Genomic DNA, 26,769 nt, shown 5'->3' with positions numbered 1-26,769 from the left:
CCGTTAACCCACCGGTGTATTCATCTATTCACGTGTGCTGCCGATGAACTAGAGGCACAATGCTATTATTGATCTGCCGGGTCGGAGATTGCCCTTGTTTCGTCTAAACGCTGTTCGCGCGAGCCATTTCCTGCCTTCGCTGTTTTTGCTGCTGGCCGGGCTCGCGGCGGCTTATGTAAGAGACCTCAGCGTCTTCTTCACATCCCTGTTCAATGTTCTTCCCACCTTGGTCCTGCTGCTGGGTGGCGCCTACTGCGCCGTGTATCGCCGCCAGCGTGAACTGTTCCTGATGGTGACGGTGTACATCGCATATTTCCTGCTCGACACGCAGACCGATTTCTACCGTGACAATGGCCGCGTGCGCGAGGACGCAGCCGTGATCTTCCACCTTGTGTGCCTGTTGCTGCCTGCCCTGTACGGCCTGTTCGGCGCCTGGCAGGAACGCACTCACCTGGCCCAGGACCTGCTGGCCCGCTTCGCCGTGCTGTTCGCCGTCGGCAGCGTGGCCGTGGCATTGGAGCAGAGCTTCCCGCAGGCGCTGCTGGCCTGGTTGGCGGAGATCCGCTGGCCCTCGCTGCATGGCCAGTGGATGAGCCTGATCCAGATGGTCTACCCGGTGTTCCTGGTGGTGTTCATCCTGCTGGTTGTGCAATACCTGCGCGAGCCCCGGCCGTTGCATGCTGCACAGCTGATCGGCCTGGTCGGTATCTTCTGGATGCTGCCCAAGACCTTCATCCTGCCGTTCACCCTGAACATCATGTGCAGCCAGGTGATGCTCATGATTGCCGCTGCGGTATCGCACGAGGCCTACCAGATGGCCTTCCGTGACGAGCTTACCGGGTTGCCGGGGCGCCGTGCGCTGAACGAACGCATGCAACGCCTGGGTCGCAACTACGTGATCGCGATGACCGACGTCGACCACTTCAAGAAATTCAACGACACCCACGGCCACGATGTCGGTGACCAAGTGCTGCGGCTGGTCGCCAGCCGGTTGTCCAAGGTGACCGGTGGGGGCCGCGCCTATCGCTACGGGGGTGAAGAGTTTGCCCTGGTGTTCGCCGGCAAGACGGCAGAAGAGTGCGTGCCGCACGTCGAAGCAGTGCGCGAGATGATCGCCAACTACACCATGCACCTGCGTGACCAGAACAGCCGCCCGCAGGACGATTCCACCGGGCGTCAGCGCCGCAGTGGCAGCGCGGGCGGCACGGTTTCGGTGACCATCAGCATCGGTGTCGCCGAACGGTTGGTCGATCATCGCAACCCGGAGGAAGTGCTCAAGTCCGCCGACCAGGCGCTCTACAGTGCCAAGGGTGCGGGCCGTAACTGCGTCATGGTCTATGGTCAACAATCCCAGCGTGGTGCCGTGCGAATGGCGTGACCGAAATGGACTATACGGTCGCGTGATGACCCTATGTCTCGCAAAAGTTGTTCGGTTACACTGGATTCAACCCCGGGTTGTTTGTTTCAAGAACCCCGTGCCGCGGTCCGTGTGGCCGCCCCGACCCGACCAGCGAGAGGTTGTCATGGCTGACTATAAAGCGCCCCTGCGCGACATGCGCTTCGTACTGAATGAAGTCTTCAATGTGGCCGAGTTGTGGGCGCAGCTGCCCGAACTGGCCGAGGCGGTCGATGCGGACACCGCCATGGCTGTGCTTGAAGAAGCCGGCAAGGTCACCAGCAAGAGCATCGCCCCCCTCAGCCGTGCCGCCGACGAAGAAGGCTGTCACTGGGACAACGGTGCCGTGCGTACCCCAGCCGGTTTCATCGAGGCCTACAACACCTACGCCGAAGGCGGTTGGGTGGGCGTGGGCGGTGACCCGCAGTTCGGCGGCATGGGCATGCCCAAGGCGATCTCGGCCCAGGTCGAGGAAATGGTCAACGCCTCGAGCCTGGCATTCGGCCTGTACCCGATGCTGACCGCCGGCGCCTGCCTGTCGATCAATGCCCACGCCAGTGAGGCGCTGAAGGAAAAGTACCTGCCCAACATGTACGCCGGTGTCTGGGCAGGCTCCATGTGCCTGACCGAACCGCATGCCGGTACCGACCTGGGCATCATCCGCACCAAGGCCGAGCCCCAGGCCGACGGTAGCTACAAGGTCAGCGGCACCAAGATCTTCATCACCGGCGGCGAGCATGACCTGACCGAGAACATCATCCACCTGGTGCTGGCCAAGCTGCCGGATGCACCGGCGGGGCCCAAAGGCATCTCGCTGTTCCTGGTGCCGAAGTTCCTGGTCAACGAAGACGGCAGCCTCGGCGCGCACAACCCGGCCACCTGTGGCTCGATCGAGCACAAGATGGGCATCCAGGCCTCGGCGACCTGCGTGATGAACTTCGACGAGGCGGTCGGCTACATCGTCGGCGAGCCGAACAAGGGCTTGGCGGCGATGTTCACCATGATGAACTACGAGCGCCTGGGCGTGGGTATCCAAGGCCTGGCGTCGGCCGAGCGTTCCTACCAGAACGCCGTGGAATACGCCCGTGATCGCCTGCAGAGCCGTGCCCCGACCGGGCCGCAAGCCAAGGACAAGGCCGCCGACCCGATCATCGTCCACCCCGATGTGCGGCGCATGCTGCTGACCATGAAGGCGTTGATCGAGGGCGGTCGTGCCTTCTCCACCTACGTGGCGATGCAGCTCGACAGCGCCAAGTACAGCCAGGACCCGGCAACGCGCAAACGCAGCGAAGAGCTGGTGGCCCTGCTGACCCCGGTGGCCAAGGCCTTCCTCACCGACCTTGGCCTCGAGTGCACGGTGCATGGCCAGCAGGTATTCGGTGGCCATGGCTACATTCGCGAGTGGGGCCAGGAGCAACTGGTGCGCGATGTGCGTATCACCCAGATTTACGAAGGCACCAACGGTATCCAGGCACTGGACCTCATGGGGCGCAAGGTGGTGGCCAGCGGTGGGGCCTACTACACGCTGTTCTCTGACGAGATTCGCCAGTTCATTGCCAGCGCGGATGGCCAGCTGGACGAGTTTACCCAGCCGCTGGGCGCCTGCCTGGATCAGCTCGATGGGCTGACCGAATGGGTACTGGAGCAGGCCAAGGGCAACCCGAATGAAATCGGTGCCGCGTCGGTCGAGTACCTGCATGCCTTTGGTTATGTGGCCTATGCCTACATGTGGGCGCTGATGGCCCGGGCGGCCAAGGCGGCTGAGGGCGACGAGGCGTTCTATTCGGCCAAGCTGGGCACGGCGCGGTTCTACTTCGCACGACTGCTGCCGCGGGTGGGCTCGCTGGTGGCTTCGGTGAAGGCTGGCAGCGAGTCGTTGTACCTGCTGGATGCCGAGCAGTTCTGATTGGCTGATATGTTTGTGAAAGACTACTTCTTGTAAGCCTTTTCCTACATAACGTGGTGACTTTTCGCCACTGGTGCCAGATTGGATCCACGGTTAATCTTTGTACATGGACGTTGCGCAGGAAGCGCAAAGGACAGAACAGGGACAACGAAGGATTTCCTGCCAGGATGGCGGGGCGATACGGATGTCACAGGGAAACAGTCTAGAGAACCCCGCTTCGGCGGGGTTTTCTTCGTCCGCATGTTTTCAGCCAAGCACATCCAGCGGCGGGGCGCCCAGCTGTCGGGCATCGGTCTCCTCTTCCAGCAGCGTGCGCAGCAGCTCCACCGAGGCCTGCTGGCGCTGGGCATCACGAAACACCAAGCCGACCTTGAGCGGCACGCGTGGCTCGCTGAGTGGTTTCCATAGCAAGCCCTGATCATCTTCGGCAGCATCCTTGGCCCGCCCTGGCAAAATGGTCGCCAGCGAGGTGTGCGCCAGGCTGTCGAGAATCCCGGCCATGTTGTTCATTTCGGCTTGCACCTGCGGTCGGCGGCCCTGTGCGGCCAGTTGTTCCTTCCAGATCTGGCGGATCTGGAATTCCTCACCGAGCATCAGCATGGGCAGTTCGGCGGCCTGCTTGATCGAGACTTTCTTGAAGTCCTTCAAAGGGTGGGTGTCCGGGATGACCACTTGCAACTCATCTTCGTACAGCAGCGAACCGTGCAACCCAGGCTGGCGCGGTGGCAGGTAGCTGATGCCAATGTCGAGGTTGCCATTGAGCAGCCGCCGTTCGATCTCCAGCCCTGACAGCTCATAGATTTGCACCACCAGATGCGGCTGTGCCTTGCGCACACGCTCCAGCAGCTGTGGCACCAGGCTTGGCCGCACGGTCTGCAGCACACCGATGGCCAAGGTGCGCAAGGACTGGCCCTTGAAGTTGCGCATGGCCTCATGGGCCCGCTGCAGGCCATCCAGTAGCGGCAGGGCATGGTTGTACAGGGTGTGCGCGGCCAGGGTCGGCAGCAGGCGTTTGTTGCTGCGTTCGAACAGGCTGAGATCGAGGCTGTGCTCAAGCTGGCGAATCTGCTGTGACAGTGCCGGTTGCGACAGCGACAGGCGTTCGGCGGCGCGGCCGACATGGCCCTCTTCATACACCGCGACGAAATAACGCAGTTGGCGAAAATCCATAAGTATCACTTATCGAAAAAGCTGGGAAAACGAAATGGCCGCAGGCACCGCTGAAGCCTAGTCTATCGCTGTATTCCAATGGCTTACAGCGATCGCTGAGCGCATTGTTACCGCATTTGAAAAACACTTTTGATAGGCAAGGCAAAATTATCCAGCGTCGGCAACACGACCGGATCCCTGGCCGCCTCTTTCATGATTGGGTGGAGCCCCGATGAACCTGTTCAACCTGCGCCGTTCGGCTCCCGCAGTTGCCGAGCCCAAGCGTGCGCCGGCGATCGTGGCGGATGCGCCGCAGTTGTCGCGTGAGCATCTGATGCCGAGCACCGAGCGTGCTGCGCAAGTGTTCGTGCGTGGCCAGGGCTCCTGGTTGTGGGACAGCGAAGGGCATGCCTACCTGGATTTCACCCAGGGCGGGGCAGTCAACAGCCTTGGGCACAGCCCGACGGCGCTGGTCAAAGCCTTGGGCAACCAGGCCCAGGCGCTGATCAACCCAGGTGCTGGTTACCACAGCCGTGGCCTGTTGGCGCTGGTCAACCGCCTGTGCCAGAGCACTGGCAGCGACCAGGCCTACCTGCTCAACAGCGGCGCCGAGGCCTGTGAGGGGGCGATCAAGCTGGCGCGCAAGTGGGGCCAGCTGAACCGTAATGGCGCCTATCACATCATCACTGCCAGTCAGGCCTGCCATGGCCGTAGCCTGGGTGCGCTGTCAGCTTCCGACCCGCTGCCGTGCAACCGCTGCGAACCGGGCCTGCCGGGGTTCAGCAAGGTGCCGTTCAACGATCTGGCGGCGCTGCATGCCGAGGTCGATTCGCGCACCGTGGCAATCATGCTCGAGCCGATCCAGGGCGAGGCGGGGGTGATCCCGGCAACGCGCGAGTACCTGCAAGGCGTGGAAAAGCTCTGCCGGGAACTGGGCATTCTGCTGATTCTCGATGAAGTGCAGACGGGTATCGGCCGCTGCGGGGCGTTGCTGGCAGAACAGACCTACGGTGTGCGTGCCGACATCATCACGCTGGGCAAGGGCTTGGGTGGTGGCGTGCCGCTGGCGGCCTTGCTGGCCCGCGGGACCGCCTGTTGCGCCGAGCCGGGCGAACTGGAGGGTAGCCATCACGGCAATTCACTGATGAGCGCCGCCGGCCTGGCCGTGCTGGAAACCGTGCTGGAACCTGGCTTCTTCGAGCAGGTGCAAGACAGCGGCCGCCATTTGCGCGACGGCCTTAGCCGCCTGGCTGGCCGCTATGGCCAGGGCCAGGTGCGTGGCCAAGGGCTGTTGTGGGCGTTGCAGTTGCAGGAAAGCCTCGCCAAGGAACTGGTCGAGGCTGCCTTGCACGAAGGCTTGCTGCTGAATGCACCGCAGGCGGATGTGGTGCGTTTCTCGCCAGCGTTGACCGTCAGCAAGGGCAATATCGATGAAATGCTCCTGCGCCTGGCCCGAGCCTTTGCCCGCTTGCATGCGCAACTACAGGCCCGCCGCGAAATGCCGGCCTGATCAAGAACTCAACGAACCGTCTGGCGTTTCTGCGCATCGCCCCGTGCCTGTTTCATTTGGCCCGGGGCGTTTTTTTTTGCCTGTGGAACCTCCAGCAAGCGCAACGGGTCTTCCTTGTAACCCCTTCAGGAGAGACCCGCATGGACTTCATTCGCATCATCATCGCCATCATCCTGCCGCCGCTGGGTGTATTTCTGCAGGTGGGGTTTGGCGGGGCGTTCTGGCTGAACATTCTTTTGACCCTGCTGGGTTACATTCCCGGGATCGTGCATGCGGTCTACATTATCGCCAAGCGCTGAGGATGCCGGGGCCGCAGAGCGGCCCCAGGCTGTCAGCCCTCCAACACCCTGCAATAGAACTTCCACTCTTCTTCCAGCGCATGCGCCAGGTTCTCGGCCTTGCGCAACCCGTGCCGTTCCCCTGCATAGAAATGCCCTTCAGCCTCGATGCCATTGGCTTGCAACGCGGTCAGCATCGAGCGGGTCTGCTCCGGTACCACCACAGCATCCAGTTCGCCCTGGAAGAAGATCACCGGCACCTTGATTTGCGAGGCATGCAGCAGCGGCGTGCGTTGGCGATAACGTTCGGCGTCTTGCTGCGGGTCACCGATCAGCCAGTTCAGATAATCACCTTCGAACTTGTGCGTGGCCTGGCCCAGGGCAATCGGATCACTGACTCCGTAAAGGCTGGCTCCAGCGCGGAACACGTCGTGGAATGCCAGGGCGCACAGCGTGGTGTAGCCACCAGCACTGCCGCCGCGAATGAAGGCCTTGCCGGGGTCGATCAGCCCTTGCCGAGCCAGGTACTCGACGGCGGCACAGGCATCTTGCACATCGCTTTCGCCCCACCGCAGGTGCAGGGCCTGGCGGTATTCCCGGCCATAGCCCGTGCTGCCCCGGTAATTCAGGTCGGCAACGGCGAAACCGCGTTGCGTCCAGTACTGGATGCGTGGGTCGAGTACCGGGTAGCAGGCCGAAGTCGGACCGCCGTGGATAAATACCAGCAAAGGTGCAGGGCCCTTGGTGGCCGTTGCCGGATAGAAGAAGCCATGGGCAAACGCGTCGCCGCTCTTGTAATGGATCGATTGCGGCAGGCTGATGTGCGCTGCAGGTAGCACTTCAGCGCCACCGGCCAGCACGCTGACCTCATGGTTGACGCGGGCGATGGCAATAATTGCTGGCGGGCTGATCGGTGAGGCTGCGACGGCATAGAGGTATTCGGCATCCATTGCCAGGTTGCGGAACCGGGTATAGGCACTGGCGAAGCGCTCCATGCGGCCATTTTCATCGTGCAGGCCCAGTTGCCCGATACCCCCTTCGAACCAGGTGGCCAGGTAGTGTTGCGGGCTTAGTGGCAGCCAGGTGCTGGCGCCCAGTTGCCAGGGCGCGGCTGCGTGGTCGGCGGGCTCGGCCGGCAGTGCCTGCCAGTGGCCGTCGACCTCGCCCCAGGGCTGCCAGAAGCCATTGCGATCAGACAGGCAGTACAAGCGGCCTTCGGTGTCGAAACGCGGCTGTTGCAGTGATTCATCTTCGGCGGCGATACAGCGTGCGGCTCCCCAGAAGCCGTTGGCGTCACGCTCGCGGCATAACAGTCGGGTAACGGTCCAGGGTTGTGCCGGACGGTCCCATTCGACCCAGGCCAGGCGTTGGCCATCAGCGCTGACCGTGGGCGAAGCATAGAAGTCAGCCCCTTCGGCGAGCACCTCGCGGTAGCTCTCGGCCAATGCCACCAGGCGATGCTCGACGCTTTCGCCATGGCGCTCTTCGACTGCCAGTACCTTGCCGTCGTGCCACTGCACATCGCCATAGCGGCAGTCGGCTTCGGCGGTCAGGGCGCGCGGGGCACCGCCTTCAAGGCGCTGGGTATAGACCTGCTGATCCTTTTCGTTGACGAACAGCAGCCCGTCACCGCCCAGGCAGAAGCTGCCGCCGCCGTATTCATAGACCCGGCTGCGCGCGCTGAAGCCATCGGGCGTGAGGCAACGTGCCTGGTGGTCACGCCACTGCCAGATGCGGCAAACGCCATCGGCGGGGCGGAACTCGTTCCAGAACAGGCCTGCGTCGCCGAGCTTGAGTTCGGCAAAGTCGGTGCCGGCGGCGACGGCCTGGGCGGCGCTGAAGTCAGCCGCGGACGATGACACGGGAGTTGCGCTCATTGCGGAAGGTCAGCTCTTCGATGGCAAGTTGGGCACTTTCCGCCTCTTCACGGGCCTTGAGGATCATGCCGTGGTCAGCAGACTTGGCGCATACCGGGTCGGCCTTGCTGGCATCACCGGTCAGCATGAAGGCCTGGCATCGGCAGCCGCCGAAGTCTTTTTCCTTCTCATCGCACGAGCGGCAAGGCTCGGGCATCCAGTCGTAACCGCGGAAGCGGTTGAAGCCGAACGAGTCGTACCAGATGTGGTGCAGGTCATGGTCACGCACGTTGGGGAACTGCACCGGCAATTGCCGGGCGCCGTGGCAGGGCAAGGCAGTGCCGTCCGGCGTGATGGTCAGGAACAGGCTGCCCCAACCGTTCATGCAGGCCTTGGGGCGTTCTTCGTAGTAATCCGGGGTGACGAAGATCAGCTTGCACGGGCTGCCCTCGGCCTTGAGCTTCTGCCGGTACTCATTGGTGATGCGTTCGGCACGTTCGAGCTGTGCGCGGGTCGGTAGCAGGCCCAGGCGGTTGAGGTGCGCCCAACCGTAGAACTGGCAGGTAGCAAGCTCGACGAAGTCGGCCTCAAGGGCGATGCACAACTCGATGATGCGGTCGATCTTGTCGATGTTGTGCCGGTGGGTGACGAAGTTGAGCACCATCGGATAACCGTGGGCCTTTACCGCGCGGGCCATTTCCAGCTTCTGCGCGAAGGCCTTCTTCGAACCGGCCAGCAGGTTGTTGACCTGTTCGTCACTGGCCTGGAAGCTGATCTGGATATGGTCCAGCCCGGCTTCCTTGAAGGCGGCGATGCGCGCTTCGGTCAGGCCGATGCCGGAGGTGATCAGGTTGGTGTAGTAGCCCAGCCGACGGGCCTCGCCGATCAGCTCGGCGAGGTCCTGGCGCACCAGCGGCTCACCACCGGAAAAGCCGATCTGCGCGGCACCCATCTCGCGGGCTTCGGCCATCACCTTGAACCACTGCGCAGTGCTCAGCTCCTGGCCTTGGGCTGCGAAGTCCAGTGGGTTGGAGCAGTACGGACATTGCAGCGGGCAGCGGTAGGTCAGCTCGGCCAGCAGCCATAGCGGCAGGCCGACCGGTACCTCAGGCGAGGACGATCCAGTGTTCGGCACGGGCCACCTCCATGAATTGCTCGATATCGTCTGCGACTTCGGGCACACCAGGGAATTGTTGTTCGAGGTCTCTGATGATCGCCGCCACGTCACGCTTGCCGTCGATCAGCCCGCCGATCAGGCCGGCGCTGTCGTTGAGCTTGATCATGCCTTCGGGGTACAGCAGCACATGGCCTTTTTGCGCCGGCTCGTACTGGAAGCGGTAGCCGGGGCGCCAGCTCGGCACTTGCTTGCGGTCGAAACTCATAGGGCAATCCCCTTGTGCCAGACCCGTTGCGGGGTGACGGTGTGGTAAGGCGGGCGGTTCAGCTCGTAGGCCATGCTCATGGCATCCAGCATGCTCCAGAGGATATCCAGCTTGAACTGCAGGATTTCCAGCATACGCTCCTGGCCCGCACGGGTGGTGTAGTGCTGCAAAGTGATTGCCAGGCCGTGCTCGACATCACGCCGGGCCTGGCCCAGGCGAGTGCGGAAGTACTCGTAGCCAGCCGGGTCGATCCACGGGTAGTGCTGTGGCCAGCTGTCCAGGCGGGACTGGTGGATCTGCGGGGCGAACAGTTCGGTCAGCGAACTGCTGGCCGCTTCTTGCCAGCTGGCCCTGCGAGCGAAGTTGACGTAGGCGTCGACGGCGAAACGCACGCCGGGCAGCACCAGTTCCTGGGAACGTAGCTGGTCAGGGTCGAGGCCGACCGCCTGGCCCAGTCGCAGCCAGGCTTCGATACCGCCGTCCTCGCCTGGCGCGCCATCATGATCGAGCAGGCGCTGGATCCACTCACGGCGTACCTCGCGGTCCGGGCAGTTGGCCAGGATCGCGGCGTCCTTCATCGGGATGTTGACCTGGTAGTAGAAGCGGTTGGCTACCCAGCCCTGAATCTGCTCGCGGGTGGCGCGGCCTTGGTACATCGCCACGTGATAGGGATGGTGGATGTGGTAGTAGGCGCCCTTGGCGCGCAGGGCCTGCTCGAATTCGGCAGGTGACATTGGCAGTGCGTCGCTCACGGGGCCTCCTTACAGCTCGATGCTCATGCCATCGAAGGCGACTTCGACGCCGCGGCGCTGGACTTCGGCGCGTTCGGGGGAGTCTTCATCGAGGATCGGGTTGGTGTTGTTGATGTGGATGAGCACCTTGCGCTGGCGCGCGAAGCCGTCGAGCACTTCGAGCATGCCACCCGGGCCATTCTGCGCCAGGTGGCCCATCTCGCGGCCGGTACGGGTGCCGACACCACGGCGCTGCATTTCATCATCCTCCCACAGCGTGCCGTCGACCAGCAGGCAGTCGGCGCCATGCATCAGCTGCAGCAGCTTGGCATCGACCTGGCCGAGGCCGGGAGCGTAGAACAGCTTGCCGCCAGTGCGCGTGTCTTCGACCAACAGGCCGAGGTTGTCGCCCGGGTGGGGGTCGAAGCGGTGCGGCGAATAGGGCGGCGCGGCGCTGCGCAGGGGGAAGGGGGTGAACGTGAGGTCAGGGCAGGCGTCGATGACGAAACTGCCTTCGAGCTCGATGCGGTTCCACTGCAGCCCACCGTTCCAGTGGCTGAGCATGTTGAACAGCGGGAAGCCGCTGGTCAGGTCCTGGTGGACCATGTCGGTGCACCAGACCTGATGCGGGCAGCCTTCGCGCAGGCTGAGCAGGCCGGTGGTATGGTCGATCTGGCTGTCGAGCAGGACGATGGCGTTGATCCCGGTATCGCGCAGGGCACGCGCCGGCTGCATCGGTGCGAAGGCCTGGAGCTGGGCGCGGATGTCGGGCGAGGCATTGCACAGGATCCAGTGCTCACCGTCGTCTGACAGGGCGATGGACGACTGGGTGCGTGCCGTGGCGCGCAGGCTGCCGTCGCGATAGCCCTTGCAATTGACGCAGTTGCAGTTCCACTGCGGGAAACCACCACCGGCGGCGGAACCGAGAATCTGGATGTACATGGCCACTCCTTCTGCGAAAAGCCGTATCCGGAAAACAACGACGCCCCGGCGGGCCGAGGCGTCGATCCGCAAAGCAGGGCTTAGCGGTTGGCGAAGTACATGGTCACTTCGAAGCCGATACGCAGGTCAGTGTATGCAGGTTTGGTCCACATGGGCGTTCTCCTTCCGGATGGGGTTGGGTTACTTCAGCTATTCGTTGGGTGCCGCCTGGAGCAGGAGGTTCCGTTGGCTGAGATAGCGTTATCTTACAAGAAAAATTTGTACCGAAAGGTTAATTCTTTGATAAGCGCCCTTGCAGCAAACGTAACAATCCCCGCGAGATCAGTGCCAGGACGCCTCTGGCGCAGCACTGTTGGCCAGGCAAAGCCACGGCCAATCGGTACCGAGCAGGTCGCGTAGCAGGCCGTCCAGATCTGCCTGTTGCGTGTTCAGAATAGACCGCCGCAGCGCAAGCAGGCCGCCAGGTTCTTTGGCCAAGTGTGTCTGCCATGCCCATTCAGTGACGTCGGCGTTGGCCATGGCGTTTTCGTCGAACTGCTCGGCCAGAGCTTGTCGGGCGACCGCATCGAGGGTGACGCCGCGGCCCAGCAGCTCGCGCAGGTGATCGAGGATCTCGGCCTGGCTGGCATGCGGCGATTGCACCCCGAACAGCAGGCCACCGATGCCCTCGATCTGACGAAAGGTACTGAAAACCGCGTAGCCCAGCTGCAATTCGACGCGCAGGCGTTGATATACCGGGCCTTGTAGCAGCTGCGCCAGCAGGCGACCGCTGCCTTGCCGTGCGGCTGGCAGTGGGCAGAACAGCAGCAGGGCATGTTCACTGCCTGGCACCTCGGCATGGTGCCAGCGGCGACCAGCCCAGCCGGCAGCCGGCGTGGGCGCCCCGCCTTGCCCGGGGCAACCCTGCAGCACGGCGCCGAGGGCCTGCACAGCACTGGGCTCGAAGCCGACGGCCAGGCCGTGCCAATGGCTGTGTTGCCAGACGCCATCGAGCAGCGCCTGGTCGAGGGTGGCAGACGGCATTGTGGCCGGGCGAGTGCCAAGCACGGCGTCAGGTAGCTGACTGATCAACGCCCTGATCGGGATCAGCGCGGGCGCCTCAGGTGGCGACGTCTGCCAGTTGGAGGGCACTTGCATCAGGGCCAGGGCCTGGCCTGCGGCGCGTACCACGGCTACCGGATGGCCAGCGCAGCACAACTGCCAATTGTCGCCCGACGCGCTGAATTGCAGTTGCACGCAAGCTTGCTCGCAACGACTTTGCAGGGAGCGCAGGGCACGTTGCAGTACGCTGTACAGACGCTGGCGCAATGCCGATGGCACCTGCCAACGCAAATACAGTGCTGCGTATTGCCTGGAGGGTGGCAGCAAGTCGCTGATGCACAATGCAGCTGGCAACTCAGCAGCTGGGGCAGAGGGCAGTTCATCCGAAAACAAGGGCTCGGGCGCAGGCAGCTGCCATTGCCCGTATGTGCATCGCGGCAGCTGCTCAAGCAGCGCTTCGAGCGCCCTCAGAGCTTGGGCATCCAGTGCTGCAAACGGCTGCCCGGCGCTGTCGCGTCGGGCCAGCTCCAGTGCGCTGGCGCTGCGTTGACGACGTTGTTGCAAACAGCCAAACGTGCGGTTGAGTGGGCCGGGGTCTGTCTTGCCGATGAACTCGAACCAGCCGTGCAGCAGCTTCAGAGCCTCATCGCTGTTGGCATCCGGGGCAAGCTCCAGGTCGAGGTGCCAGAGCAGTTGCCCGGCAAACGCATGCAGCTTCTCGGCCTTGAACCCTTTGAGCCAGCCACGTTGCTCCAGTGCATGCAGCCAACTGCCGGGGCGGTTGTCGCCGAGGTGGGCGATCAGCAGTTCCAGTGCCTGTTCTGCCCCTGCTGGCAGGCCGTCGTGTGCGAACAGCAGTGGCTGGTTGGCGGCCAAGGCGGGTGGCAAGGCTTGTAGCACAGCGGGGCTCGGCTTGAAGATGCCGGCGTAGTGGCTGCCAAGCTGTTGCAGTTCATCCAGCGGTTGCGGGCCGCACAGGCTCAGGGTGATCTGGCCGCCCTGGTAAAAGCGCTGGTGGAAGCCTGCGAGGGCTTGCTGGAAAGCCCTATCGCCCAGTACGAGGGAATAGCGGTTGCCGGCATGAAAGCCGCTCAAGGGGTGATCGACACCCACAGATTGCAACAAAGCGAATTGCTGTTGCGCCTGCGGGTTGCGTGACCAGGCGATGAATTCGGCGTGGATGACTTCCCGCTCGCGACGCTGCCGTTCGATGCCCAGATCCGGCTCGGCAAGCATCTGGCACAGGCGCTCCAGGCCACCGGCCAATGCCGCGGGTGGTACTTCAAAGAAGAAATCGGTGCTGCGCTCGCGGGTGCTGGCGTTGACCTGGCCGCCCAAGGCCTGGACATAGCGCATCAGGCCGTCTTCCAGCGGGAAGCGTGCTGTGCCCAGGAAAAACAGGTGTTCAAGGAAATGGGCCAGGCCTGGCCATGCGGTTGGCGCGTCATGGCTGCCCGCATGGACCCTCAACGCGGCCGCAGAGCGCTTCAGGCGCGGCGCATGGCGCAGAGCCAACTGCAGACCGTTGGCGAGGGTGAGGTGGCGGGTGGTGTCAGGCATGGGAACTCCAGGGCAGGTGTCCATGCTAACCCATTTGCAAGAAAGGTCCGGCCCATTCGCGGGCCCGCCGCTCCCACAGGAATGGCATGCGACCGCACGATCACTCGGTCTCTGTGGGAGCGGGCGTGCCCGCGAATGGGCCGCTAAGCGGCCTCTGTCAGCCTTGACGCAAATGCAGTTCCTGGCGCAGATCGGTCAGGTAAGGAAACGCCTCACGCCCCTGCATCACTCGCTCATGCTCAAGCTCTGCCAGCAACTGGCATTCATCTCGCTCCGCCATGGCCAGCAGACTGCCATCGGGCCCGATGATGCTGCTCTGCCCGCAGTACTGGATCTCGCCCTCGGCCCCGCAGTAATTGGCATATACCAGGTAGCACTGGTTTTCCTGCGCCCGCGAGCGCACGGTCACCTGGCAGACGAAATCGTACGGCGTCATGTTCGCCGTCGGCACCACGATCAGCTCGGCACCTGCCAGCGCCAGGCGCCGGGCGTTTTCCGGGAACTCGATGTCGTAGCAGATTAGCATGCCGACTTTCCAGCCGTTCAGTTCGACCACCGGAAAATGGTCGGCGCCAGGGCTGAACATCGCCCGGTCCAGTTCACCGAACAGGTGGGTCTTGCGGTAATTGCACAGGCTGCGGCCATGGGCATCGATCAGCTGCACGCTGTTGTAGATCGCTCCGTCATCGGCGCGCTCCGGGTAGCCGTAAACAATGGCGATGCGGTGTGACTGGGTAATCTCCACCACCTCCATGGCCGCAGGACCATCGTCGGCTTCGGCCAGCCGTTCGACCTGCGCCAGGCCGATGTTGTAGCCGCTCAGGAACATCTCCGGGCACACCAGCAATTGCGCGCCACGCTCGGCCGCCAGCTGCGCCTGGTGGCGCAGCCGTTGCAGGTTGCCGGGCACGTCCAGCGGGTTGGGTGCGCCCTGGAACAGAGCGATGCGCATGCTGCCTCCTTGGTTTCAGTCGGCCAGGGCGATGGGCCCGATCTCATCGAACACATCACCCGGGCCTGGGTTGTCCGGGTGGGTGTGGCCACCGAAGTGGTTCATGATACCCCACACCGCATTCAGCGATGTCTGCACCGCACCTTCGACCCAGGCCGGGGTCCACGACACGTCGTCGCCGGCGATGAACATGCCGCGTTGCTCGGTGGGCATATCCTGCTGCATGAAGTGTGCGTACATGCGTTGGTTGTAGCGGTAATGGCCTGGCAGCGCGCCCTTGAATGCGCCGAGGAAGTGCGGGTCGGCTTCCCAGGAAACGGTGATCGGGTCGCCGATGATGTGCCCGGCGATATCGGTCTTGGGGTAGATCTTCTTCAGTGCGTCCAGGGCCAGCTGCACGCGCTTTTCCACCGGATGCGGGAGCATCTTCAGGGCGTCGCTCATCCAGGCGTAGGACAGGCAGATCACCCCCGGCTTGTCGTCACCGTTGTCGAACAGGTAGGTGCCGCGGGTGAGGCGATCAGTCAGGGTCATGCTCATCAGGTCGCGGCCGGTCTGCGGATCCTTGTCCTTCCAGAACGGCCGGTCGACCATGACGAAGGTCTTTGATGATTGCATGTAGCGGGTGCGGTCCAGGGCCATCCACATCTTTTGCGAGAACAGCGATTCTTCGCAGTCGATCTGGGTGGTCAGCAGCCAGCTCTGGCAGGTCGCGAGCACTGCACCGTAGTGGCGGGTGTCACCCCAGTTGTCGGTGACCGCCAGGCGCCCATCGGCAGCACGGGCGATGCGCTTGACGCCGCTGCGCGGTGCGCCGCCATGCAACGAACTGAGGCTGGTGCCCTCTGGCCAATGGACGCAACGCTCCGGCACATGGCGCCAGATACCCTGAGGCACCTGTTCCACGCCACCGACGATCAAGTGCTGATGATCGTCGCAGTTGGTCATGACCACGCGGAAGATTTCCAGCATCGAGTTGGGGAAGTCCGAGTCCCAACCGCCGGTGCCGAAACCGACCTGACCGAACACTTCACGATGCTGGAAGCTCAACTGGGCGAACGAGCGCGAGGTGGCGACGAAGTCGTAGAAGGTGCGGTCGTCCCACAGGGGGACCAGCTTGTTCCACAACGCTTTCAGCCGAGGTACATCACGGTCCCGGATCGCCCGCTGGATATCGGCGAACTGCGCACCGCTTTCCAGCGCGTCTGCCCAGGCGTCGGCCACTTCGTGGAACAGTTTTGGCAGGTCACTGGGCTTTTCTGCATAGTAGGTCTGGCCTTCGAGGTCGATCACCGTGCTGCCCGAGGCGGAGGTCAGCGGGTTGGGGAAGGGCTTGGTTTCCAGCCCCAGCTTGTCGACGTAGTGGTAGAAGGCGGTCGAGGACACCGGGAAACGCATGCCGCCGAGCTCGGCGATGATGCCGTCGGTACCGTTGAAGGCCTGCGAACGCAGTCGGCCACCGAGCTTCGAGGCCTCATACACCACGGGCTTGAGGCCCAGCTTCATCAATTCGTAGGCCGCAACCAGCCCGGCGATACCTGCACCCACGATGGCGACTTCTTCGCCATGACGTTCGGCCGGGATACTGCCCAGGCCAGCGGGGTGTTCCAGCCAGTCGTCGAAGGCGAAGGGGAAATCCGGGCCGAAGATGGTAATAGGTTGCTTGCCGTCGGCGGGGTGGCGGTTTTTCTTGTTCATGAAGTGACCTTGCCAGAGCGGCTGCGCAGGGGGCGAAGCCTGATTATAGGAGATGGCTGACGGTCATTTTATGAAGCGGCGATATCGTAATTAAGATGCAGAGTGATGGCGAAATGTATTATTAATCGTCATTGTGACGGCACTAGCATCATTTTTTACGATCAGCGCAGCCAAGTGCTGCGACGTTTCAAACGGGCTGCCCTCGATCGACCTTGCTGCTGAGGATGATCGACGTGGTGGTCTTCTGCACCCCCTCGACGCTGCCAATCTGGTCTAGCAGTTGGTCGAGTTGCTCCGGTGAATCGCTGCGTAGCCAGGCCACGTAGTCGAACTCGCCACTCACCGCACACAGCTGCTGCACCTGCCCCATGGCACTCAGGCGCCTTACCACTTCCTTGCCGGAGCGTGGCTGCACCTTGATCCCGACATAAGCCTGCAGCCCACCGCCGATCAGGCGCTGGCCGAGACGCACTCCATAGCCCGTGATGACCTTGTGCTTTTCCAGCCGTTCCAGGCGCGAGTTGACCGTGGTACGGGCGATGCCAAGCTGGCGGGCGAGGGTAGCGACGCTCTCACGGGCGTTGATCTGCAGCAGAGCGATCAGCTGATGATCGATTTCGTCGAGGGCGATGGGGCGAGAGTCCGACATGGTAAGTCTCTACGAAGGGGCCCCTAGCCTAGCCAGCCGCAGCCGAGCGGGGCAAGGCCTTGAACGGTCAACATTCGGGCACAAAAAAGCCGCGCATTGGCGCGGCTTCCGTCATATCTGGTGGGCCCACACGGACTCGAACCGTGGACCAAAGGATTATGAGTCCTCTGCTCTAACCGACTGAGCTATAGGCCCTCAGTAAGTGCCCGGATTATAACGAGGGTTTTGAAAGCGTGCCATCCGAAAGATCAGATAGTGCTATGCGAAGAAACGTCGCTGCGAACTCGTCCGGTGGCAACGGCAGGCTGACGATGTAACCCTGGATCTGCTCGCAGCCCTCTGCTGCCAAGAAGCGCTGCTGTGCCTGGTTCTCCACGCCTTCGGCAATGATCGTCAGTTGCATGCTGCGCCCGAGCGCGATGATGGCGCGGGCGATGGCGGCGTCATGGGGATCGTCCGGCAGGCCGCGAATGAACGACTTGTCGATCTTGAGGATATCCAGCGGCAGGCGCTTGAGGTAACTCAGCGATGAGTACCCGGTACCGAAATCGTCGATCGCCAGCTGCACGCCCAGCTGTTTGAGCTGATGCAAAATGGCCAAGGCCTCTTCGGCCTGGCTCATGATGAAGTTCTCGGTAATCTCCAGCTGCAGGTCGCCCGCTTTCAGCTGATACACCTTCAACAGGTGCTCGATGCGCTTGGCGAGGTTGGGGTGGCGCAGCTGCGCACCAGCCAGGTTGATCGACAATGGCCCGAAGGCTTGATAAGCCTTTTTCCAGCGATGCATCTGCTGGCAAGCCTGCTCCAGCACCCAGTCGCCCAGCTGCAGGATGGTGCCGTTCTCTTCGGCCAGATGAATGAAATGCTCGGGCGGCACTTCGCCGAATGTCGGGTGGCTCCAGCGAACCAATGCTTCGGCCCCGACCAGGGTCTGGGTCTTGAGGCTCAGCTTGGGCTGGAAGCTCAGGCTCATCTCGTTGCGCTCGATGGCGCGGCGCAGTTCGTGCTCCATGGCGATGCGTTCGCTGGCCTGTACGGTCAGGTCACGGGTGTAGGCTTCCACGCGGTTGCGACCTTTGGCCTTGGAGCGGTACATGGCGGCGTCGGCGTTGCGGATCAGCGTGGCGACGTCGGTGCCATCCTGCGGGTAAAGGCTGATGCCGATGCTGGCGCTGGTAAAGAACTCATGCTCGCCGGCCTGGAACGGGGCGACGAAGCAGGCCAGCAACTTGTTGGCGATGGCATGGGCATCGCTGGGCTTGTGCAGGCCGGGCAGCAGGATGATGAATTCGTCGCCGCCCAGGCGGGCCACGGTGTCGACGTCGCGCACCTGCTCCTTGAGGCGCTGGGCGATGCCTTTGAGCAACAGGTCGCCAACCGGGTGGCCGAGGCTGTCGTTGATGTGCTTGAAGCGGTCCAGATCGAGGAACAGCACAGCACCCTGCCGGTTGGACACCTGTGCGCAGGTCAGCACGGCCTGCAGCCGGCTTTCGAAGAGGGCGCGGTTGGGCAGGCCGGTCAGTGGGTCGTGGTGGGCCTGGTAGTCGAGTTTGGCCTGGGCGTGCTTGAGGCTGGAGATGTCGGCGAACACGGCGACGAAGTGGGTGATGTTGCGATCATTGTTGCGAACGGCGCTGATGGTCAGCCAGCCGGGATACAGTTCGCCGTTCTTGCGCTTGTTGTAGATCTCGCCCTGCCAGTGACCTTCTGCGGTGAGCTGGTGCCACATGGCGGCATAGAAGGCGCTGTCATGCTGGCCAGAGGCGAGCAGGCGCGGGGTCTGGCCGAGCGCCTCGATCTCGCTGTAGCCGGTGATCTCACTGAAGGCACGGTTGACTGCACTGATGCGCTGGTCGGTGTCGGTAATCAATACACCTTCAGCGGTATTTTCAAACACGGTGGCAGCCAGTTGCAGTTTTTCCTGCATCAGGTGGCGTTCGGTAATGTCGCGGGCGATGGTCAGCATGCAGTCGACACCACCGATCGGCAGTGGCCGGGCCGAGAGTTCGCAGAGGCGAATCTGCCCGTCGCTGCGGCGCAGGTGGCAGCTGAAGTCACGCACGAAACCATTGCGTCCCAGTTGGTCGATCAGGCGTTTGCGTTCGTTGAGGTCGACCCAGATCCCCAGGTCGAAGGAAGTCTGGTCGATAGGCTGGTTGAATTCGTAACCGGTCAGGCGGCAGAAGCCTTCGTTGACTTCCAGCAGCAGGCCGTCGCTTTGGCGCGACAGCAACAGGCCGTCAGGCGAGGCGTGGAAAGCCTTGGCGAACTTTTCCTCGGAGGTCTGCAACTGTTGTTGGGTTTCCTTGAGCTGGCTGATGTCGCGAACCGCCACGACCAGCGCCGGGGTGCCGTCGAGCTCGAAGGTTTCGGCCGAAGTCAGGCCGGTGAACAACTGGCCGTTGCTGCGGCGGAAAGTCATTTCAAGGTTGCGGATGCCACCCTGATGCAGGCGTTCGAGAAGCCTCGGGCCCATGCCTTCGACCCCCCACAGGTTGAGCTCGGTAGCGGTACGGCCGATGACCTCACCCGGTTTCAGGCCGATCTGTTCTTCGAAGGCTTCGTTGACCTCGAGCAGCACGCCATCACTATGCCGTGCGATCAGCAGAATGTCCGGGCACTGCTCGAACACCGAGGCGAACTTTTGCTCAGACAGACGCAGGGCGTCTTCGGTGCGTTTGGTCTCGCTGATGTCGATCATCAGGCCCCGCATCACCGGCCGGTGGCCGTGTTCGATCATGCTGACGATGTTGCGCACCCAAAGCGCCTGGCCGTCGGCGCGTAGCACGCGGTAATCGAGGCTGTGATCACGCCCTGCGGCGGTTTCGCTTTCGCAGAAAGCCTGGGCCCAGAGCGCATCGTCGGGGTGCAGGATGCTGCGCCAGAAGCCGGGCTTGAGCCAGTCGTGCAACGGGTAGCCCAACAGGTCCTCGGCGTGCGGCGAGACATAACTGTAGGTGAAGTCGTTGGCGTCGGCTTCCCAGGCGATTGCCGACAGGCTCTCGATCAGGCCGCGGTAATGGTATTCGCTGCTGCGCAGTTCCTGTTCCAGGGCGATACGTCTGGAAATTTCCGAACTGAGCCGGCGATTGATACGGATGACCGCGGCGAGAATGGCGATCAGCAGCAGGACGGCCGGCAGCCCATAGAGCAGCGTGTCGTGCCAGAAGCTTCGCTGGTCGACCACGGCGCCGACCCAGCGCTGCTGGATATGGCTGATCTCTTCGCTGGACATGTCGGCCATCACTTTGTCGAGGATGCCGACCAGCACCTGCTGGTCACGGGGCGCGGCCATTGCCAACTGATAGCGATAGGGTGTGTCGCCGCTTACATACAACCCTTCGAGCTTGAGCTGGCGCAGGCTCCAGATACTGGAGGCGAGGTCACCGACCACGGCGTCCACCGCGTCGGTGGCCAGTGCCTGCAGGGTCGAGTTGACATTCGGCATCGCCACCAGGTTCAGGTCCGGGTGGTGGGTGCGGAGCAGTTCATGGGGCGCATAGTTTTCCACCACAGCGACCTTCAGCCCGTACAAGTCCTTGAGCGTGCGCGGTTGCGGGCCGCCTTCATGGGCCAGGATGACGATGGGGAAATCGAGGTAGGGACGGGTGAACGCGAGGTAGCCCTGGCGTTCGGGTGTCGACATGATGCCGGGCAGCAAGTCGATGCGGCCTTCGCGCGCCTGCTGCAGCACTTCGGTCCACCTGCTCGGCTCGACCGGTTTCAGTATTACGCCCAGGCGATCCTGGAGCAGGGCGATGTAATCGGCGGCCAATCCCTGGTACCGGCCCTCCTGGTCACGAAACTCGAAAGGTGGCCAGGAAGCGTCGACGCCCAGTCTCAACTGCGGGTGGGCAGCGAGCCAGGTTTTTTCCTCGTCTGTCAGGGTCAGGGCGCCGGCCGTTGTGTTCCACAGCATCAGGAACAGCAACAGAATGGCCGGCTTCGGCAGCATAGCGGCCTCGCATTCAGTTGGTCTGAAGTCGAGTGTAGACGGGCATTCAGCCAGCAGAGTGGCCGATCACAACTATTTGTCGGATAAGAAAAACCCCGGCCTGGGCCGGGGTTCGTCATCACTCGTCGAGGAAGGAGCGTAGATGCTCGCTGCGAGTCGGGTGGCGCAATTTGCGCAACGCCTTCGCTTCGATCTGACGGATCCGCTCACGGGTCACGTCGAACTGCTTGCCTACCTCTTCAAGGGTGTGGTCGGTGTTCATGTCGATACCGAAGCGCATGCGCAGCACCTTGGCTTCGCGTGCGGTCAGGCCCGAGAGCACGTCACGGGTCGCTTCCTTGAGGCTTTCGACCGTGGCCACGTCGATCGGGGACTGCATGGTCGAGTCCTCGATGAAGTCGCCCAGGTGCGAATCTTCGTCATCACCGATCGGGGTTTCCATGGAGATCGGTTCTTTGGCGATCTTCAATACCTTGCGGATCTTGTCCTCAGGCATTTCCATGCGCTCACCGAGCTCTTCCGGGGTCGGCTCACGGCCCATTTCCTGCAGCATCTGGCGGGAAATACGGTTGAGCTTGTTGATCGTCTCGATCATGTGCACCGGAATACGGATGGTGCGCGCCTGGTCGGCGATCGAGCGGGTGATCGCCTGACGGATCCACCAGGTGGCGTAGGTCGAGAACTTGTAACCGCGACGGTATTCGAACTTGTCCACCGCCTTCATCAGGCCGATGTTGCCTTCCTGGATCAGGTCGAGGAACTGCAGGCCCCGGTTGGTGTACTTCTTGGCGATGGAAATCACCAGACGCAGGTTCGCCTCGACCATTTCTTTCTTGGCGCGGCGGGCTTTCGCCTCGCCGATAGACATGCGGCGGTTGATTTCCTTGATCTCGGCGACGGTCAGGCCGGTCTCGGTCTCAAGGTCGATCAGCTTCTGCTGGCAAGCGACGATGGCGGCGTCCTTTTCACCCAGGGCAGCTGCCCACTTGGTGTTGCGCTTGGCCAGGTCACCGGACCAGGTCTGGTCGGTTTCATTGCTCGGGAACAGGCGCAGGAAGTCAGCACGCGGCATACGGGCATCACGCACGCACAGCTGCATGATCGCGCGCTCTTGCTGACGCAGGCGATTCAGGGCATCGCGCACACGCTCGACCAGGACGTCGAACTGCTTCGGCACCAGCTTGATCGGCATGAACAGGTCAGCCAGGGCCTGGAGGGCCTCGATGCTTTCCTTGCCGTCACGGCCGTGCTTTTTCAGGACCTTGGCGGTGACCTGGAGCTGATCGGCAACGGCACCGAAGCGCTGGGCTGCGACAACCGGATCGGGACCGCTTTCGGTCTCTTCCTCGTCGTCACCCCCTTCGCTTTCCTCGTCTTCGTCGTCCGACTCTTCCTTGGCCGCTGGTACCTTGGCACCAGGTACTGGCACTTCGTCGGTCGGTGCGGCGATGTTGTCGTCAGGGTCGATGTAACCGCTGAGGACGTCGGACAGGCGGCCGCCTTCGGCGGTGACGCGGTCGTATTCGCCGAGGATGTAGTCGACAGTGCCCGGGAAGTGAGCGATGGCGCCCATGACTTCACGGATGCCTTCCTCGATACGCTTGGCGATTTCGATTTCGCCTTCGCGAGTCAGCAGCTCGACGGTACCCATTTCGCGCATGTACATGCGCACCGGGTCGGTCGTGCGGCCGATATCGGTTTCAACTGCCGCCAACGCAGCAGCGGCTTCTTCGGCCGCGGCTTCGTCGGTGTCGGCTTCCGCCAACAGAAGGGCATCCGCATCCGGAGCACTCTCGAATACGTTGATCCCCATGTCGTTGATCATGCGGATGATGTCTTCCACCTGTTCCGGATCTGAAATATCCTCAGGCAGGTGGTCGTTGACCTCCGCGTAAGTCAGGTAGCCCTGCTCACGACCGCGGGTGATCAACTCTTTGATACGAGACTGCTGTTGCGCTTTTCCGGACATAACACCCTATCCACTGAAGGTCTTGGCGGGCAAAAAACAAGCCGAGGATTATACCCGAGCATGGGCCTCACGCGCCAGATGAGGTCGGCGTTTGTGCGGGAACATTCCGGCTCAGCAGGGCGAGGAGCTGTGATTTTTCCTCGCTGGTCAATTCGCTTTGACGTGATTTCCTGAGCAGTTGTTCCAGGCTGCGCTCGCGTTGGCGGGCGGACAAGCTAGTTATAGTGTCGAAAAACTGTTGTTCAAGGTTGTCGGCCACGATCAACCATTCCTTTTCGGCCAGGGCCCGCAGCAGGCGGCCTTGTTCAGTGCCGTGCCAACGTGCGATCAACTGCATTGAGCTTAGCCCAGGATTCTTCTGCGCAGCTTCGATCAGGGCCACCAGCAGCTGGCTGTACAGGTGTTCTTCGTCGGCGAAGTGGCTGGCATCCTCGACCTTGCCGGCCAGCAATGGATGGTGCAGCAAGGTGCGCAGGGCGGCCAGGGTCGGTGGTTCGACCGGTGCCGGCACCCGCGGCGGTGCTTCGTCGCGCTGCTGCCATGGCTTGCCGCCCTTGCGGTTCTTGTCCCAGGGCTTGTCGCCCCACTGCTTCTTGCCCCCGCCTTTGTTTGGCTTCCACTCCTGTTGCTGATGAACGGGGGCGTAGTCGGGCTGTGGCATGTCGCCGTAGTCGGGGGTATAGCTGGCCATGGCATCGTAGTCATAGCCAGGGTCGTAATCTGGCACGCCGCTGGTCGCCGGGGCCTGTTGCGCCAGTTGCTCGACCTGCTGAGGGTCGAGGCCGGTGATTTCCTTCAGGCGGTTGCGCATGAGCTGACGCAAGTTCGCACCGGGGATCTTTTCGATCAACGGTGCAGCCAGGGTGGCCATGTGTGCCTTGCCTTCCAGCGAGCGCGGGTCGGCTTCGTTGCTCAATTGCTCGAAGAAATAGTCGGCCAGTGGCTGTGCGTGCTGGTTGATCCGGGCCATGAAGGCATCGGTGCCTTCGGCGCGTACCAAGCTGTCCGGGTCTTCACCTTCTGGCAGGAACAGGAAGCGCGCACGGCGGCCATCCTGCAGTGCCGAGAGGGTCGATTCCAGCGCCCGCCAGGCAGCCTTGCGCCCGGCCTGGTCGCCGTCGAAGCAGAACAGTACGCTGGGCACCACGCGGAACAGGCGCTTGAGGTGCTCTTCGCTGGTCGCGGTGCCGAGGGTGGCGACGGCATTGCGCAGGCCTTGCTGGGCCAGGGCGATCACGTCCATGTAGCCTTCGACGACGATTATTTCGTCGAGGTTGCGGTTGTGCTTGCGTGCCTCGTACAGCCCGTAGAGTTCCTGGCCCTTGTGAAACACCGGGGTTTCCGGTGAGTTGAGGTACTTGGGCTTGTCGTCGCCCAGTACCCGGCCGCCAAAAGCGATGATGCGCCCACGGCTATCGCGGATCGGGAACATCACCCGGTCGCGGAAGCGGTCGTAGCGTTTGCCGCTTTCGGCATTCTCGATCAACAAGCCGGCGTCGATCATCACCTTTTGCTGCAGACTGTCGGCGCCCAGGTGCTTGAGCAGGTTGTCCCAGCCCGGCGGCGCGAAGCCCAGGCCGAAGTCTCGGGCGATCTCGCCAGACAAGCCACGGCCCTTGAGGTAGTCCACCGCCGCCTTGCGGGTCGGATGGCTGCGCAGGGCCTGGCGGTAGAACTCCGAGGCGGCATCGAGCAATGGGTACAGCGGCGAATCGGTTGGCTGGCGCGGCTTGTTGTCGCGACGGCCTTGTTCCCTGGGCACTTCCATGCCGGCTGCGCGGGCCAGCTCCTCGACGGCCTGGGGAAAGTCCAGGTTGTCGTGGTCCATGACGAAACCAAGGGCGTTGCCGCCGGCACCGCAGCCGAAGCAGTAGTAGAACTGTTTGTCTGGGCTGACCGTGAAGGAAGGGGTCTTTTCCTTGTGGAACGGGCAGCAGGCGGAGTAGTTCTTGCCGGTTTTTTTCAGCTGAACGCGCGAACTCACCACGTCGACAATGTCGAGGCGGTTGATCAGGTCGTCGATGAAGCTTTGGGGAATCAGCCCGGCCATGGCAGTCTCGTCATCTGGCAACTGGCAAGTCTAAACGCTAACGGGGCGAGTGATGCTAGGGGAAGTGCGAGGGAGTGTGTGCTCGTCGCCAGCCTCCGGCTTGCCGGGGGCTCGTCAGTCAGGACGTGCACGACTGGCCGAAACCAGATCTGACGCTTTGAAACCATTTGCCCGCTGCAAGTTGCTGCAGGCACCTTGGGCTAGCTGCTCAAGGCCAAACAAACCGCTGCCATCGGCCCGGCAGCGAGCCGGGCAGGGCAGAAGCTCTTGCGTAGAACGTCTGTATTAGTACAGGCGAACGGCGCGGCGCTGTTCGCGCTGAACTTTCTTGGCGTGACGCTTAACAGCTGCAGCTGCTTTGCGCTTACGCTCGGCGGTCGGCTTCTCGTAAAACTCGCGGCTACGAACTTCAGCCAGTACACCGGCTTTTTCGCAGGAGCGCTTGAAACGACGCAGAGCTACGTCGAAGGGTTCGTTCTCTTTAACTTTGACGGCTGGCATCCAGGGCTACCTTAATTCATTACCGGGGTAGACGTGCTCCTGGCAAAACAAAGGTGTGCTGGAGAACGTCGGTTTTCAAGGGTTGCGGATGTTAACCCTTAGTACGCCGGAATGCAAAGCCTCTGATCGAAAACCGCTGGTCGGCACCCGGCACGGGGACTATCATGCGCGGCTTCGAATTCAGCCCCCACAAGGGACGAGCCCATGCTAGTACTGGGATTGGAAACATCCTGCGACGAAACCGGCGTCGCATTATACGACAGCGAGCGCGGTTTGTTAGCCGACGCGCTGTTCAGTCAGATCGACCTGCACCGCGTGTTCGGTGGCGTGGTGCCCGAGCTTGCCTCGCGTGACCACGTCAAGCGCATGCTGCCGCTCATCCGCCAGGTGCTGGAGGAAGCTGGCTGCGTCGCCACCGAGATCGACGCCATTGCCTACACTGCCGGCCCTGGCCTGGTCGGTGCGCTGTTGGTCGGCGCCTCGTGCGCCCAGGCCCTGGCTTTCGCCTGGGATATCCCGGCGATCGGTGTGCATCATATGGAAGGCCACCTGTTGGCGCCGATGCTGGAGGAAAACCCTCCCGAGTTTCCGTTCGTCGCTTTGCTGGTTTCCGGCGGCCATACCCAGCTGGTGCGGGTGGATGGCATCGGCCAGTACGAGCTGCTGGGCGAGAGCCTCGACGATGCTGCCGGCGAAGCGTTCGACAAGACCGCCAAGCTGATCGGCCTCAACTACCCGGGGGGGCCGGAAATCGCGCGCCTGGCCGAGCGGGGTGTGCCTGGGCGCTTCGTGTTCCCGCGGCCGATGACCGATCGGCCGGGTCTTGAGTTCAGCTTCAGTGGCCTCAAGACTTTCGCCCTGAACACCTGGCAGCAATGCAAGAATGCTGGCGACGACAACGAGCAAACCCGTTGCGACCTGTCCCTGGCTTTCCAGCAGGCGGTGGTGGAGACTCTGACCATCAAGTGCAAGCGGGCCCTCAAGCAGACTGGCCTCAAGCGCCTGGTCATCGCGGGTGGCGTGAGCGCCAACAAGGCCTTGCGCGCCTCCCTGGAAGACATGCTGGCCGGCCTCAAGGGCAACGTGTACTACGCGCGACCACAGTTCTGCACTGATAACGGTGCGATGATCGCCTATGCCGGTTGCCAGCGTCTGTTGGCCGGGCAGAAGCAGGACTTGGCCATCAGCGTGCAGGCACGCTGGCCCATGGAGCAGCTGCCGCCGCTGTGATGGCGTGCGGGCGC

Annotated in this window: 20 protein-coding genes and 1 tRNA gene; 5 read left to right on the top strand and 16 right to left on the bottom strand. The window is 62.6% G+C overall.

The window, feature by feature from the left end:
- Positions 1–94: 94 nt before the first annotated feature.
- Positions 95–1,378: a diguanylate cyclase gene (locus APH33_RS11460; RefSeq protein ID WP_054885244.1), complete on the top strand. Its 1,284-nt coding sequence runs from the start codon at positions 95–97 to the stop codon at positions 1,376–1,378.
- Between the two features lie 145 nt (positions 1,379–1,523).
- Complete coding sequence (locus APH33_RS11455; protein ID WP_054885243.1) at positions 1,524–3,302, top strand: acyl-CoA dehydrogenase C-terminal domain-containing protein; 1,779 nt, start codon at positions 1,524–1,526, stop codon at positions 3,300–3,302.
- A 246-nt stretch (positions 3,303–3,548) separates the two neighbouring features.
- On the opposite strand, the gene APH33_RS11450 is transcribed toward APH33_RS11455, so the two are convergent.
- Entirely contained in the window at positions 3,549–4,472 is a 924-nt protein-coding gene (locus APH33_RS11450) for a LysR family transcriptional regulator (RefSeq protein ID WP_054885242.1), read from the bottom strand.
- 211 nt (positions 4,473–4,683) lie between these two features.
- On the opposite strand from APH33_RS11450, the gene APH33_RS11445 reads away from it, so the two are divergent.
- Both APH33_RS11445 and APH33_RS26575 read left to right on the top strand, forming a co-directional pair.
- On the top strand, positions 4,684–5,961 hold the full coding sequence (locus APH33_RS11445) for an aspartate aminotransferase family protein (RefSeq protein WP_054885241.1): 1,278 nt from the start codon (positions 4,684–4,686) through the stop codon (positions 5,959–5,961).
- A gap of 140 nt (positions 5,962–6,101) precedes the next feature.
- Positions 6,102–6,260 (top strand): YqaE/Pmp3 family membrane protein, encoded by a 159-nt coding sequence (locus APH33_RS26575; RefSeq protein WP_009681539.1) that lies wholly within the window; start codon positions 6,102–6,104, stop codon positions 6,258–6,260.
- 32 nt (positions 6,261–6,292) lie between these two features.
- Here APH33_RS26575 and APH33_RS11440 read toward each other — a convergent pair whose 3' ends face one another.
- From APH33_RS11440 to rpsU, 15 genes are all read right to left on the bottom strand, one after another.
- A complete protein-coding gene (locus tag APH33_RS11440) occupies positions 6,293–8,116 on the bottom strand; it encodes a S9 family peptidase (RefSeq protein ID WP_054885240.1) in 1,824 nt (607 codons plus the stop codon).
- A complete protein-coding gene (pqqE, locus tag APH33_RS11435) occupies positions 8,082–9,230 on the bottom strand; it encodes a pyrroloquinoline quinone biosynthesis protein PqqE (protein WP_054885239.1) in 1,149 nt (382 codons plus the stop codon). The genes APH33_RS11440 and pqqE overlap by 35 nt, the downstream gene beginning before the upstream one ends.
- On the bottom strand, positions 9,202–9,477 hold the full coding sequence (gene pqqD / locus APH33_RS11430; protein WP_054885238.1) for a pyrroloquinoline quinone biosynthesis peptide chaperone PqqD: 276 nt from the start codon (positions 9,475–9,477) through the stop codon (positions 9,202–9,204). Before pqqD ends, pqqE begins: the two co-directional genes overlap by 29 nt.
- Positions 9,474–10,211: a pyrroloquinoline-quinone synthase PqqC gene (pqqC, locus tag APH33_RS11425; RefSeq protein ID WP_176506105.1), complete on the bottom strand. Its 738-nt coding sequence runs from the start codon at positions 10,209–10,211 to the stop codon at positions 9,474–9,476. Before pqqC ends, pqqD begins: the two co-directional genes overlap by 4 nt.
- A 27-nt stretch (positions 10,212–10,238) precedes the next feature.
- Positions 10,239–11,150 carry a pyrroloquinoline quinone biosynthesis protein PqqB gene (gene pqqB / locus APH33_RS11420; protein WP_054885236.1) on the bottom strand — a complete coding sequence of 304 codons (912 nt, stop codon included), beginning with the start codon at positions 11,148–11,150 and terminating at the stop codon, positions 10,239–10,241.
- A gap of 80 nt (positions 11,151–11,230) precedes the next feature.
- Entirely contained in the window at positions 11,231–11,302 is a 72-nt protein-coding gene (gene pqqA, locus APH33_RS26570) for a pyrroloquinoline quinone precursor peptide PqqA (RefSeq protein WP_003243383.1), read from the bottom strand.
- Positions 11,303–11,471: 169 nt separating this feature from the next.
- Positions 11,472–13,751, bottom strand: a complete 2,280-nt coding sequence (gene pqqF / locus APH33_RS11415; protein ID WP_054885235.1) for a pyrroloquinoline quinone biosynthesis protein PqqF — start codon at positions 13,749–13,751, stop codon at positions 11,472–11,474.
- Positions 13,752–13,908: 157 nt separating this feature from the next.
- Entirely contained in the window at positions 13,909–14,703 is a 795-nt protein-coding gene (locus APH33_RS11410; protein ID WP_054885234.1) for a carbon-nitrogen hydrolase family protein, read from the bottom strand.
- A gap of 15 nt (positions 14,704–14,718) precedes the next feature.
- Complete coding sequence (locus APH33_RS11405) at positions 14,719–16,401, bottom strand: NAD(P)/FAD-dependent oxidoreductase (RefSeq protein WP_054885233.1); 1,683 nt, start codon at positions 16,399–16,401, stop codon at positions 14,719–14,721.
- A 187-nt stretch (positions 16,402–16,588) separates the two neighbouring features.
- Positions 16,589–17,050 carry an Lrp/AsnC family transcriptional regulator gene (locus APH33_RS11400; RefSeq protein WP_054885232.1) on the bottom strand — a complete coding sequence of 154 codons (462 nt, stop codon included), beginning with the start codon at positions 17,048–17,050 and terminating at the stop codon, positions 16,589–16,591.
- Positions 17,051–17,168: 118 nt separating this feature from the next.
- A tRNA-Ile gene (locus APH33_RS11395) sits at positions 17,169–17,245 on the bottom strand.
- Positions 17,246–17,261: 16 nt separating this feature from the next.
- Positions 17,262–21,005, bottom strand: a complete 3,744-nt coding sequence (locus APH33_RS11390) for a bifunctional diguanylate cyclase/phosphodiesterase (RefSeq protein ID WP_054885231.1) — start codon at positions 21,003–21,005, stop codon at positions 17,262–17,264.
- 118 nt (positions 21,006–21,123) lie between these two features.
- Positions 21,124–22,974, bottom strand: a complete 1,851-nt coding sequence (gene rpoD, locus APH33_RS11385) for an RNA polymerase sigma factor RpoD (RefSeq protein WP_054885230.1) — start codon at positions 22,972–22,974, stop codon at positions 21,124–21,126.
- 67 nt (positions 22,975–23,041) lie between these two features.
- The gene (gene dnaG / locus APH33_RS11380; protein WP_054885229.1) at positions 23,042–25,024 is read right to left on the bottom strand and encodes a DNA primase; all 1,983 of its coding nucleotides are present in this window, start codon (positions 25,022–25,024) and stop codon (positions 23,042–23,044) included.
- 285 nt (positions 25,025–25,309) lie between these two features.
- Positions 25,310–25,525, bottom strand: a complete 216-nt coding sequence (gene rpsU / locus APH33_RS11375) for a 30S ribosomal protein S21 (RefSeq protein WP_003255575.1) — start codon at positions 25,523–25,525, stop codon at positions 25,310–25,312.
- 204 nt (positions 25,526–25,729) lie between these two features.
- Between rpsU and tsaD the strand changes: the two genes are divergently transcribed.
- Complete coding sequence (gene tsaD / locus APH33_RS11370; RefSeq protein ID WP_054885228.1) at positions 25,730–26,755, top strand: tRNA (adenosine(37)-N6)-threonylcarbamoyltransferase complex transferase subunit TsaD; 1,026 nt, start codon at positions 25,730–25,732, stop codon at positions 26,753–26,755.
- Positions 26,756–26,769: the final 14 nt, after the last annotated feature.

Origin of the sequence: Pseudomonas sp. NBRC 111130 (genome assembly GCF_001320485.1) — a bacterium.
In the GTDB taxonomy this organism is placed as follows: Bacteria; Pseudomonadota; Gammaproteobacteria; order Pseudomonadales; family Pseudomonadaceae; genus Aquipseudomonas; species Aquipseudomonas vlassakiae.
This window is presented reverse-complemented; position numbering and strand designations above follow the sequence as displayed.

Bases quoted from the DNA above. Each gene is read 5' to 3' on its own strand.
- pqqF (WP_054885235.1), bottom strand. From the start codon at position 13,751: ATGCCTGACACCACCCGCCACCTCACCCTCGCCAACGGTCTGCAGTTG.
- APH33_RS26575 (WP_009681539.1), top strand. From the start codon at position 6,102: ATGGACTTCATTCGCATCATCATCGCCATCATCCTGCCGCCGCTGGGT.
- rpsU (WP_003255575.1), bottom strand. From the start codon at position 25,525: ATGCCAGCCGTCAAAGTTAAAGAGAACGAACCCTTCGACGTAGCTCTG.
- dnaG (WP_054885229.1), bottom strand. From the start codon at position 25,024: ATGGCCGGGCTGATTCCCCAAAGCTTCATCGACGACCTGATCAACCGC.
- APH33_RS11390 (WP_054885231.1), bottom strand. From the start codon at position 21,005: ATGCTGCCGAAGCCGGCCATTCTGTTGCTGTTCCTGATGCTGTGGAAC.
- APH33_RS11405 (WP_054885233.1), bottom strand. From the start codon at position 16,401: ATGAACAAGAAAAACCGCCACCCCGCCGACGGCAAGCAACCTATTACC.
- pqqD (WP_054885238.1), bottom strand. From the start codon at position 9,477: ATGAGTTTCGACCGCAAGCAAGTGCCGAGCTGGCGCCCCGGCTACCGC.
- tsaD (WP_054885228.1), top strand. From the start codon at position 25,730: ATGCTAGTACTGGGATTGGAAACATCCTGCGACGAAACCGGCGTCGCA.
- pqqB (WP_054885236.1), bottom strand. From the start codon at position 11,150: ATGTACATCCAGATTCTCGGTTCCGCCGCCGGTGGTGGTTTCCCGCAG.
- APH33_RS11440 (WP_054885240.1), bottom strand. From the start codon at position 8,116: ATGAGCGCAACTCCCGTGTCATCGTCCGCGGCTGACTTCAGCGCCGCC.
- APH33_RS11450 (WP_054885242.1), bottom strand. From the start codon at position 4,472: ATGGATTTTCGCCAACTGCGTTATTTCGTCGCGGTGTATGAAGAGGGC.
- APH33_RS11410 (WP_054885234.1), bottom strand. From the start codon at position 14,703: ATGCGCATCGCTCTGTTCCAGGGCGCACCCAACCCGCTGGACGTGCCC.
- APH33_RS11455 (WP_054885243.1), top strand. From the start codon at position 1,524: ATGGCTGACTATAAAGCGCCCCTGCGCGACATGCGCTTCGTACTGAAT.
- pqqC (WP_176506105.1), bottom strand. From the start codon at position 10,211: ATGTCACCTGCCGAATTCGAGCAGGCCCTGCGCGCCAAGGGCGCCTAC.
- APH33_RS11400 (WP_054885232.1), bottom strand. From the start codon at position 17,050: ATGTCGGACTCTCGCCCCATCGCCCTCGACGAAATCGATCATCAGCTG.
- APH33_RS11445 (WP_054885241.1), top strand. From the start codon at position 4,684: ATGAACCTGTTCAACCTGCGCCGTTCGGCTCCCGCAGTTGCCGAGCCC.
- rpoD (WP_054885230.1), bottom strand. From the start codon at position 22,974: ATGTCCGGAAAAGCGCAACAGCAGTCTCGTATCAAAGAGTTGATCACC.